Source organism: Kitasatospora sp. NPDC101155, from assembly GCF_044768305.1.
In the GTDB taxonomy this organism is placed as follows: domain Bacteria; phylum Actinomycetota; class Actinomycetes; order Streptomycetales; family Streptomycetaceae; genus Kitasatospora.
The window spans coordinates 33,024-43,263 of the sequence record NZ_JBIWPN010000039.1 but is presented as its reverse complement, the minus strand read 5'-3'; the positions used below and the strand labels follow the sequence as shown (position 1 = coordinate 43,263).

Genomic DNA, 10,240 nt, shown 5'->3' with positions numbered 1-10,240 from the left:
GGGCCGGGGGGGGGGGGGGGGGCGCCGGGGGGCGGCCGGGGGGGGGGCCGCTCCGGGGGCTGGGTGATTTTCAGACTGCCCATGGGGTTGGGTGGGGTGTTGGGTGCGGTGGCAGTCTGAAAATCACCCGTCACGCCCCTCTCCGGGCCACCCCCTGCGCCGCCCCCTCCCGCAGCGCGTCCCTCTCGCTAGAGGGAGGTACGGGGTGGGTGGGGGGTTGTTGGGGGTGGGTTGGTGCGGCTGTGGGGGTGGGTTTTGGTGCGGGCGCCCGCAAGGGTCTGCGCCCGACCGTGTTCAGCTCTGGCGGGTCGCCGTCGGGGTGGGGACGGGTTCGGGGATACCGGGGAAGGGCGTGTCGGGGGCGCCCCAGTGATGGGCGCGGAGGGCGCAGTCGCGGAGGGCGGTGGCGGCGGTGGAGCGTTGGGGGGTGGGGACGGCGGCGACCAGGTCGGCGTAGACGGTGGTGAGGCGGGTTTCGAGGTGGGCCGCGAGTTTGGTGGCGGTGGGGGCGTCGGTGACGGGGAAGGGGAGCTGGTAGCCGCCGGCGGCGGGGGTGGGGGTGGCGCCGAGAGTGGTGAGGAAGCGTTGCCAGGCGTCGCGTTGGGATTGGTGGGCGGCGTAGGCGGTGCGGGCGTCGGCGCGTTGTTGGTCTTCGGGGAGGTGGGCGCCGACGACGCCGTAGCCGTAGACGGCGGCATGTTCGGCGCTGAGGGCGTTCTGGAGGGCGGGGAGGGAGGTGCCCGGGGTGGGGGCGGGCGGCGTCGGGGCAGCGGTGGGGGAGGGCTGGTCGGGGGTCTGGTCGAGGGGGGCGCCGAGGGCGGCGGCGTGCAGGGCGTTGGAGGCGGCGACGGAGGCGAGCAGGCGGGCCAGGGGTGGCTGGGCGGCGCCGAGGTCGGTGAGGTGGGACTGGGCGGTCTGGCGTTCCAGGGCGGCCAGGGTGGTGGGGGTCGCCGTGGGCGTGCCGGGGGTGGGGGCCGGGGGGACGGAGGCGGCGGGCATGCCGTAGGCGAGGGCGGCGCGGTGCCGGGCGGTTTCGGCACGGAGGGGTTGGAGCAGGGCGGTCTGGGCGCCTGGCGTGGCGAGGGCGGTGTCGTACGCGGCCAGCAGGGTGTCGGTGGCGGCGATGGCGCGCAGGCGGACCGGGTTGTCGGGGTCGGGACCGGGACCCTTGTTGCCGGGCATCACGGCGCCGTTGGGGTCGGCCCCGTTGGAGCTGGTGCAGGCGGCGGTGAGGGTGATCAGTCCGAGGGCCAGGAAGGTCCGTCGGCTGTGCGGCTGCATCGGGGTCACTCCGGGGCGTGTACGGGAGGACGGCCTCCCCGCCTGCCCTCGTTGGCCTGAATCTTTGCAGAACCCCCACGATTGCGGGTGGGGATTGGGGGTGCGGTGTGGTGGGTGGGCCGGTGTGAGCTTGCTCGCAGTGGGTGGCGTCCGGCTGGTCCGGGGTGGTCCGGAATCGGTGGTTCGCGGCTTCACCGGCTAGGCTTTGGGCCGAGCTGCCGTGACCCGGCGTGCGCCCGTGGGGTGCGGAGGGTGCGGGGCGACCTTCTGACAACAGCAGACGCGGCCGAGGAGTCCACCCGGATGAGCACCACCCACACCGACCGGCTGCGCGCGTTGCTGGAGCCGCTGGCCGAGCAGGCCGGACTGGACCTGGAGGACGTCAGGGTCACCAAGGCGGGCAGCCGCCGGCAGGTGCAGATCGACGTCGACACCGACGGCGGCGTCGACATGGACGCCATCGCCGAGTTCAGCCGGGTGGTCGGCGAGGCCCTGGACGAGTCCGACCTGATGGGCGAGGAGCCCTACCTGCTGGAGGTCGGCTCGCCGGGTGCGGAGCGCCCGCTGGTCCTGCCCCGGCACTGGCAGCGGGCCGAGGGCCGGCTGGCCAAGATCCACCTGGTCGACGGCGGGGAGATCGTCGCCCGGGTGCTGGAGGCGGACGAGGACGGCGCACTGGTCGAGGTGCAGCCGGTGAAGGGGCGCGGCCGTCCGAAGGAGCGCCGTCTCGAGTACGGCGAGGTGGCCCGGGCGCGGGTCCAGGTCGAGTTCAACCGCAAGGACGACGAGAAGCTCCTGGACGAGGCCGCCGACTTCGACGAGGGGGACGACGGCGCCGAGTGAGTCGGCCGCCGTACGACCATGATGAACGTGACGAAAGACGAGGAGGCGTAGCCGTGGACATCGACATGAGTGCCCTGCGCACGCTGGTCAACGAGAAGAACATCCCCTTCGACCTGCTGGTCGAGTCCATCGAGTCCGCCCTCCTCACCGCGTACCACCGCACCGAGGGCTCGCGCCGCCGGGCGCGGGTGCACCTGGACCGCAAGAGCGGCCACGTCACCGTGTGGGCCATGGAGGACCCGGCGGAGCTGGACGAGGGCGTCGAGCCGAAGGAGTTCGACGACACCCCGAGCGGCTTCGGCCGGATCGCGTCCAGCATCGGCATCCAGGTGATGATGCAGCGCCTGCGCGACGCCGCCGACGACCAGACCTTCGGCGAGTACGCGGGCAAGGAGGGCGACATCGTCACCGGTGTCGTCCAGCAGGGCAACGACCCGAAGAACGTGCTGGTCGACATCGGCAAGCTGGAGGCCATCCTGCCGCCGCAGGAGCAGGTCCCGGGCGAGGACTACCGGCACGGCACCCGGCTGAAGTGCTACGTGGTGGCGGTGCGCCGCGGTGTCCGCGGGCCGTCGGTGACGCTCTCGCGCACCCACCCGAGCCTGGTGAAGAAGCTGTTCGCGCTGGAGGTCCCGGAGATCGCGGACGGCAGCGTGGAGATCGCCGCGATCGCCCGTGAGGCCGGCCACCGGACCAAGATCGCGGTCTGGTCGCGCCGCGCCGGGCTGAACGCCAAGGGCGCCTGCATCGGTCCGATGGGCTCCCGGGTGCGCGCCGTGATGGGCGAGCTGCACGGCGAGAAGATCGACATCGTCGACTGGTCCGAGGACCCGCGCGAGATGGTCGCCGCCGCGCTGTCCCCCGCACGGGTGACCAGCGTGGAGATCGTGGACGCCGCCCAGCGTTCCGCCCGGGTGATCGTGCCGGACTACCAGCTGTCGCTGGCGATCGGCAAGGAGGGCCAGAACGCCCGCCTGGCCGCGCGTCTCACCGGCTGGCGGATCGACATCCGACCGGACACCGAGGGCCAGGCCGAGCCCCAGCATGAAGATGGAGGGGCCCCGGCCCAGTAGTCAGTGTTGTTCCTGGCGTCCCGCCGGTCCTCCGGGATCTGCGGGGCGGCGCCATGTCGCTTCGGAGGGGTAGACTTGCCTTCGTCTGGCCGGACGCACGTCCGGGCACGCCCGGAACGCACCTGCGTGGGCTGCCGCAAGCGCGCGGCCAAGCACCAGCTGTTGCGTGTCACGGCGGTCGAGGGCGTCTGCGTCCCTGATCCCCGTGGCGCACTGCCGGGCCGGGGTGCACACCTGCACCCCGATCCGGCCTGCCTCGACCTCGCGGTCCGCCGTCGGGCGTTTCCTCGGGCCTTCCGGCTCCAGGGGACGCTCGACACGGAGCGGCTCCGCGAGTTCATCGAGGAGCGGGCAGGCGGAGCCTCTTAGGGGCCACCTCCCGCGACGGCCGCCGCTCATCGCGGCGGAGAACCACCGCAACAAGTACAGCGTTCGGGCAACCGCGCGCCGTGCCACCAGTCAGGTACCTCGCGATGTGGAAGTAGGTCGAGATTGCGATGAGCACTCGATGAGTACGCGATGAGTACGCGATGGGTACGCCCATGAAGTAGCGACAGTCCGGCGGACGAGACCCCCGGACTCATAGACAGGAGTGAAGTGGCTAAGGTCCGGGTTTATGAACTCGCCAAGGAGCTTGGCTTGGAGAGCAAGGCCGTCATGGCCAAGCTCACCGAGCTCGGTGAGTTCGTCCGTTCGGCGTCCTCGACGATCGAGGCGCCGGTCGTGCGTAAGCTGACTGACGCGCTTGGTGTGGCCCCCACCGGTGGTGGCGCTGCCAAGCCGGGCCCGCGGAAGACCGCGGCGCCCCAGCCCGCGGCAGGTGCCGCGGGTGCACCCAAGCCGGGTGCCCCGACCCCGGGTCCGCGCCCTGGCGCGACCCCTGGTCCCCGTCCGACCCCGGCCGCTGCGGCTCCCGCCGCTCCGGCCGCCCCTGCGGCTCCGGCCGCCCCCGCCGCCGCCCGTCCGGGCGCGCCGACTCCGGGCCCGCGTCCGGCCGCGCGCCCCGCCGCTCCGGCGGCTCCGGCCGCGCCCGCGGCCGAGTTCTCCTCGCCGGCTCCGGCCGGTGGTGACGCCCCGCGTCCGGCCGCCCAGGCCCCGCGTCCGAGTGGCCAGGCCACGGGTGGCGCCCGTCCGGGCCCGCGTCCGGCCGGCCCGCGTCCGGGCAACAACCCGTTCACCTCGGGCAGCGCGACCGGCATGGCCCGCCCCGGCGACCGCCGTCCGGGCGCGCCGGGTGGCCGTCCGGGTGCTCCGGGCGCGCAGGGCGGCGACCGCCCGCGTCCGGGTGGCGACCGTCCGCGTCCGGCCGGTGCGCCGGGTGCCGGTGCTCCCCGTCCGGGTGGCGACCGTCCGCGTCCGGCCGGTGCGCCGGGCGCCGGTGCCCCGCGTCCGGGTGGCGACCGTCCGCGTCCGGCCGGTGCGCCGGGCGCCGGTGCTCCCCGTCCGGGTGGCGACCGTCCGCGTCCCGACGGCATGCCGCGTCCGGCCGCGCCGCGTCCTGGCGGTCCGACCCCGTCCGGCATGCCGCGCCCGAACCCGGGCATGATGCCGCAGCGTCCGGCCGGCCCGCGTCCGGGTCCGGGTGGCCGTGGTCCGGGTGGCCCCGGTGGCCGTCCGGCCGGTCCCGGTGGCGGCGGCGCCCGTCCGGGCTTCCAGGGTCGTCCGGCCGGTCCGGGCTCGCGTCCGGCCGGTGGCGGCGGCTTCGGCGGTCCGCGTCCGGGTGGCGGCGCCCCCGGTGGTGGCGGCTTCGGCCCCCGTCCCGGTGGCTTCGGTGGTCGTCCCGGCGGCCCGGGTGCCCGTGGTGGCACGCAGGGCGCCTTCGGTCGTGGCCCGGGCGGTCGCCCGGCGCGCGGTCGCAAGTCGAAGCGGGCGAAGCGCCAGGAGTACGAGGCCATGCAGGCCCCGTCCGTCGGCGGTGTGATGCTGCCTCGCGGCAACGGCCAGACCGTTCGCCTGTCGAGCGGCGCCTCGCTGATGGACTTCGCGGAGAAGATCAACGCCAACCCGGCCGCACTCGTCTCCGTCATGTTCAACCTCGGTGAGATGGTCACCGCGACCCAGTCGGTCTCCGACGCGACCCTCGAGCTGCTGGCCGGCGAGATGGGCTTCCAGCTGGAGATCGTCAGCCGGGACGACGAGGACCGCGAGCTGCTGGAGTCGTTCGACATCGACTTCGGTGCCGACGAGGGCGACGAGGACCAGCTGGCCCCGCGCCCGCCGGTCGTCACCGTCATGGGTCACGTCGACCACGGTAAGACCCGCCTGCTGGACGCCATCCGCAAGTCCAACGTGGTGGCCGGCGAGGCCGGTGGCATCACCCAGCACATCGGTGCCTACCAGGTGGCGACGATGGTGAACGGCGAAGAGCGCCCGATCACCTTCCTCGACACCCCGGGTCACGAGGCGTTCTCCGCCATGCGTGCCCGTGGTGCCAAGTCCACCGACATCGCGATCCTGGTGGTCGCGGCCAACGACGGTGTCATGCCGCAGACGGTCGAGGCGCTGAACCACGCCAAGGCCGCGGGTGTGCCGATCGTGGTCGCCGTCAACAAGATCGACGTCGAGGGCGCCGACCCGACCAAGGTCCGCGGCCAGCTGACCGAGTTCGGCCTGGTGGCCGAGGAGTACGGCGGCGACACCATGTTCGTCGACATCTCCGCGCGCCAGGGTCTGAACATCGAGCAGCTGCTGGAGGCCGTGGTCCTGACCGCGGACGCCTCGCTCGACCTGCGGGCCAACCCCGAGCAGGACGCGCAGGGTATTGCGATCGAGGCCCACCTGGACAAGGGCCGCGGCGCCATGGCGACCGTCCTGGTCCAGCGCGGTACCCTCCGCGTCGGTGACTCGATCGTCGTGGGCGACGCCTACGGCCGCGTCCGCGCCATGCTGGACGAGAACGGCAACAACCTCGCCGAGGCCGGCCCGTCCCGCCCGGTGTTGCTGCTCGGTCTGACCTCGGTGCCCCGCGCCGGCGACAGCTTCATCGTCGTCGACGAGGACCGCACCGCGCGCCAGATCGCCGAGAAGCGCTCGGCCCGCGACCGCAACGCCGCCTTCGCGCAGCGTCGGGTCCGGGTGTCCCTGGAGGACCTGGACAAGGCCATCGCCGCCGGCTCCATCGAGCAGCTCAACCTCATCATCAAGGGTGACGTCTCCGGTTCGGTCGAGGCCCTTGAGGACGCCCTGGTCAAGCTGGACGTGGGCGAGGAGGTCGAGCTCCGGGTCCTGCACCGCGGTGTGGGTGCCATCACCGAGTCCGACGTGGACCTGGCGATGGGCTCGGACGCCATCATCATCGGCTTCAACGTGCGCGCCGAAGGCCGTGCGCGCACCGCGGCCGACAAGGAAGGCGTGGACGTCCGGTACTACTCGGTCATCTACCAGGCGATCGAGGAGATCGAGAACGCCCTCAAGGGCAAGCTCAAGCCGGAGTACGAGGAGGTGCGCCTCGGCGCCGCGGAGATCCGCGAGGTCTTCCGCTCCTCCAAGTTCGGCAACATCGCCGGTGTCCTGGTCCGCGACGGCATCATCCGCCGCAACACCAAGGCCCGCCTGCTGCGCGACGGCAAGGTCGTGGCGGAGAACCTCACCATCGAGGGTCTGCGCCGCTTCAAGGACGACGCGACCGAGGTCCGCGAGGGCTTCGAGGCCGGTGTGACCCTGGGGTCGTTCAACGACATCAAGGTCGACGACATCATCGAGACCTACGAGATGCGCGAGAAGCCGCGCGCGTAGTCGCTGGTCACCGGGGCCGGTCGACGGGTGGTATTTCCGTCGACCGGCCCCGGTCTCGCTGTGTAGGGTCCGGGGTAGTCGATTGTCGTGGCGTCGGCCCGGTTCCGGGCCGTACGTCCCCGAGGCCTTCCAGGTCGGCGAGACCTGTCACACATGTTCGTGGGAACACTCACCTTCGACCTGCTCCTGGGCGACGTCCACTCGCTCAAGGAGAAGCGTTCGATCGTGCGGCCCATCGTGGCCGAACTGCAGCGCAAGTACAGCGTGTGCGCTGCTGAGACCGGGAACCAGGATCTGCACCGCCGGGCCGAGATCGGCCTCGCGGTGGTGTCCGGCGACGCTGGATACGTCACCGAGATCCTGGACAGCTGTGAGCGGTTGGTCGCCGGCCGCCCCGAGGTGCAGCTCCTCTCCGCGAGGAGGAGGTACCACAACGACGACGACGAATGACCGCTGTGGAGGGCGTCGACGGAAGTCGCCGTTCTCACACAGATCAGGACCCAGAGCGCCCGCAAGGCCGGGCGCGGGCCGGTACTTTGGGGCGTGGGCCCCGACGGGTGCGCAGCTCGCCCGGGTACCGGGCCCACTGCACGAGGAGGCAACGTGACCGACACCGCAAGGGCGCGCAAGCTCGCCGACCGCATCCAGGTGGTCGTCGCCCAGACCCTGGAGCGGCGGATCAAGGACCCCCGTCTGGGGTTCGTGACCATCACCGACACCCGGGTGACCGGCGACCTGCGCGAGGCCACCGTCTTCTACACCGTCTTCGGTGACGAGACCGAGCGCGAGGCCACCGCAGCCGCGCTGGAGAGCGCCAAGGGCGTGATCCGCTCCGAGGTCGGCAAGATCGGGGTGCGCTTCACCCCGACGCTGACCTTCGTCGCGGACGCGCTGCCGGAGAACGCCCGGAACATCGACGACCTGCTCGACCGGGCCAAGGCCATCGACGCGGCGGTGCGTACCACCGCCGCGGGGGCGACCTACGCCGGCGACGCGGACCCGTACCGGGTGCCGGCGTCCGAGCGTGACGACGAGGACGAGTAGTCATGGCGGGTGAGTCGGCTCAGGCCGCCTCGCGAACCGGATCGACCACGGGGGCGTCCTCCACCAGCACGGTGGAGGGTGCCCTCGCGGCGCTCCCGGGGCCGCGCGCCGAGGAGAGCGGCTTCGAGCTGCTCTGGCAGCAGGTGGTGGCGGAGATCGAGCGGGCCCGCTCGATCGACCTGATCTGCCACATCTGCCCGGACGGCGACGCGCTGGGCTCCTCGCTGGCGGCGGCGCTCGCGCTGCGCGCGCTCGGCAAGCGGGTGCGGGTCTCCTTCGGCGACGACCCGCAGATCGTGCCCGAGTCGCTGGCCTTCCTGCCCGGCCAGGAGCTGATCGTGCCGGCCGCCGAGGTGCCGGACGTGCCCGAGCTGGTGCTCTGCTTCGACGTGGCCGCGCAGAGCCGACTGGGGCTGCTGCACGACAAGGCCTTCGCCGCGCCCGTCCTGGTGGTGTTCGACCACCACGCCTCCAACCCGGGCTTCGGCACCCACCAGTTGATCGACCCGACCGCGCCGGCCACCGCCGTGCTGGTCGAGGAACTGCTGCGCCGGCTCGGCGTCGAGCTCGACCAGGACCTGGCCACCTGCCTGTACACCGGGGTCGCCACCGACACCGGATCCTTCAAGTACCGGGCCACCACGCCCGCGACCCACGAACTCGCCGCCCGGCTGCTGGCCACCGGCATCCGGCACGACCTGATCTCCCGGCAGCTGTGGGACACCTCCTCCTTCGGCTACCTCAAGGTGCTCGCAGGCGCGCTGGACCGGGCGGTCTACGAGCCGGACGCGGCCGACGGGCTGGGCCTGGTGTGGACCTGGGTGCCGTACCAGGACCTGGCGCTGTTCAGCGTCACGGTCGAGGAGATCGAGGGGCTGATCGACATCCTGCGCCGGCCGGCCGAGGCCGAGGTGGCGCTGGTGCTCAAGCAGGACCCGGACGGGACGCTGCGCGGCTCCTCGCGCTCCAAGGGCGCGGTGGACGTCGCCGCCGCCTGCGCCGAACTGGGCGGCGGGGGGCACGTCTTCGCGGCCGGGTTCAGTGCCCGGGAGGACGTGGCCGCAGTGGTCGAGCGGTTCCGGGGCGCGCTGCGGCCCCTTCGTTGATCATCCCGCGTTGACCGTTCTGCACGTCGCCCCCAGAATCAATTGCCGGCAGTCGTCGGCTTGGAGAAAGAACTCGATGAAGCGCAAAGGCACCGGCCCGGACGGCCTGGTGATCGTCGACAAGCCCGAGGGCATCACCTCGCACGGGGTCGTCGCCAAGATGCGGTGGCTGGCCGGGACACGGAAGGTCGGGCACGCCGGCACGCTGGACCCGATGGCCACCGGTGTCCTGGTGATCGGCGTCGAGCGGGCCACCCGGCTGCTCGGCCACCTGATGCTGACCGCCAAGACGTACGAGGCGACCATCCGGCTCGGCCAGACCACCGTCACCGACGACCGCGAGGGCGAGGTGACCTCCTCGACCCCGGCCGACGCCGTCACCCGGGAGGCGATCGACGCCGGGATCGCGGCGCTCACCGGCGAGATCATGCAGGTGCCGTCCAAGGTCAGCGCGATCAAGATCGACGGCAAGCGGTCGTACGCGCGGGTGCGCGAGGGCGAGGACTTCGAGCTGGAGGCCCGGCCGACCACGATCCACTCCTTCATCGTGCACGAGCAGCGCGCGGCGGTCGCCGAGGACGGCACCGCGGTGATCGACCTGGACGTGACCGTGGAGTGCTCCTCCGGCACCTACATCCGGGCGCTGGCCCGCGACCTGGGCGCGGGTCTGGGCGTCGGCGGGCACCTGACCGCGCTGCGGCGCACCAAGGTCGGGCCGTACTCGGTGGAGTCGGCGCGGACCCTGGAGCAGCTCGAGGCGTCGGTCACCGGCGAATCCGCCGCAGGCTTGGAGGTGCTGCCGATCGCGGCGGCCGCGGCGGCCGCCTTCCCGCGCTGGGACCTGGACGAGGCCTCGGCGCAGAAGCTCTCGCACGGCGCGCGGCTGAAGGCGCCCGGGCTGGGCGTGGACGGGCCGATCGCGGTGTTCGGGCCGGACGGGCGCTTCCTCGCCCTGGTCGAGGAGCAGGGCGGGCAGGCGAAGCCGGTGGCGGTGTTCGTCGGCTGAGTCGCAGTTGTCGTCGCAGTCTTGTGAAACCCCCGTCGGGAGAGTCCTCCCGGCGGGGGTTTCACCCTTCCGGGCCCCTCCACTCGAACAGCGTGGTCACTCGCACGAGGGAGCGCACGAGGTGAAAGAGCGTGGTGAGCGGCGCGGGCGCG

General features: G+C 72.7%; 9 protein-coding genes. 8 read left to right on the top strand and 1 reads right to left on the bottom strand.

The window, feature by feature from the left end; translation table 11 throughout:
* Positions 1-294 precede the first annotated feature (294 nt).
* Complete coding sequence (locus ACIRYZ_RS35845) at positions 295-1,281, bottom strand: ferritin-like domain-containing protein (protein ID WP_402952448.1); 987 nt, start codon at positions 1,279-1,281, stop codon at positions 295-297.
* Between the two features lie 303 nt (positions 1,282-1,584).
* Between ACIRYZ_RS35845 and rimP the strand changes: the two genes are divergently transcribed.
* The 8 genes from rimP to truB all read left to right on the top strand — a co-directional run bounded on the left by rimP (position 1,585) and on the right by truB (position 10,088).
* A complete protein-coding gene (gene rimP, locus ACIRYZ_RS35840) occupies positions 1,585-2,124 on the top strand; it encodes a ribosome maturation factor RimP (protein ID WP_402952419.1) in 540 nt (179 codons plus the stop codon).
* Between the two features lie 53 nt (positions 2,125-2,177).
* Positions 2,178-3,197, top strand: coding sequence for a transcription termination factor NusA (gene nusA, locus ACIRYZ_RS35835; protein ID WP_402952417.1), 1,020 nt, complete (start codon positions 2,178-2,180; stop codon positions 3,195-3,197).
* Between the two features lie 75 nt (positions 3,198-3,272).
* Complete coding sequence (locus tag ACIRYZ_RS35830) at positions 3,273-3,566, top strand: YlxR family protein (RefSeq protein WP_402952416.1); 294 nt, start codon at positions 3,273-3,275, stop codon at positions 3,564-3,566.
* Between the two features lie 228 nt (positions 3,567-3,794).
* Entirely contained in the window at positions 3,795-6,932 is a 3,138-nt protein-coding gene (infB, locus tag ACIRYZ_RS35825; RefSeq protein WP_402952414.1) for a translation initiation factor IF-2, read from the top strand.
* 153 nt (positions 6,933-7,085) lie between these two features.
* Positions 7,086-7,382, top strand: a complete 297-nt coding sequence (locus tag ACIRYZ_RS35820) for a DUF503 domain-containing protein (RefSeq protein WP_196949803.1) — start codon at positions 7,086-7,088, stop codon at positions 7,380-7,382.
* 153 nt (positions 7,383-7,535) lie between these two features.
* Positions 7,536-7,976, top strand: coding sequence for a 30S ribosome-binding factor RbfA (gene rbfA, locus ACIRYZ_RS35815; protein ID WP_402952413.1), 441 nt, complete (start codon positions 7,536-7,538; stop codon positions 7,974-7,976).
* A gap of 2 nt (positions 7,977-7,978) precedes the next feature.
* The gene (locus ACIRYZ_RS35810; RefSeq protein ID WP_402952411.1) at positions 7,979-9,082 is read left to right on the top strand and encodes a bifunctional oligoribonuclease/PAP phosphatase NrnA; all 1,104 of its coding nucleotides are present in this window, start codon (positions 7,979-7,981) and stop codon (positions 9,080-9,082) included.
* A 76-nt stretch (positions 9,083-9,158) separates the two neighbouring features.
* Complete coding sequence (gene truB, locus ACIRYZ_RS35805) at positions 9,159-10,088, top strand: tRNA pseudouridine(55) synthase TruB (protein WP_402952410.1); 930 nt, start codon at positions 9,159-9,161, stop codon at positions 10,086-10,088.
* Positions 10,089-10,240: the final 152 nt, after the last annotated feature.

Excerpts from the sequence above, each read along its gene's own strand:
- rimP (WP_402952419.1), top strand. The coding sequence starts at position 1,585 with ATGAGCACCACCCACACCGACCGGCTGCGCGCGTTGCTGGAGCCGCTG.
- ACIRYZ_RS35845 (WP_402952448.1), bottom strand. The coding sequence starts at position 1,281 with ATGCAGCCGCACAGCCGACGGACCTTCCTGGCCCTCGGACTGATCACC.
- truB (WP_402952410.1), top strand. The coding sequence starts at position 9,159 with ATGAAGCGCAAAGGCACCGGCCCGGACGGCCTGGTGATCGTCGACAAG.
- ACIRYZ_RS35810 (WP_402952411.1), top strand. The coding sequence starts at position 7,979 with ATGGCGGGTGAGTCGGCTCAGGCCGCCTCGCGAACCGGATCGACCACG.
- ACIRYZ_RS35820 (WP_196949803.1), top strand. The coding sequence starts at position 7,086 with ATGTTCGTGGGAACACTCACCTTCGACCTGCTCCTGGGCGACGTCCAC.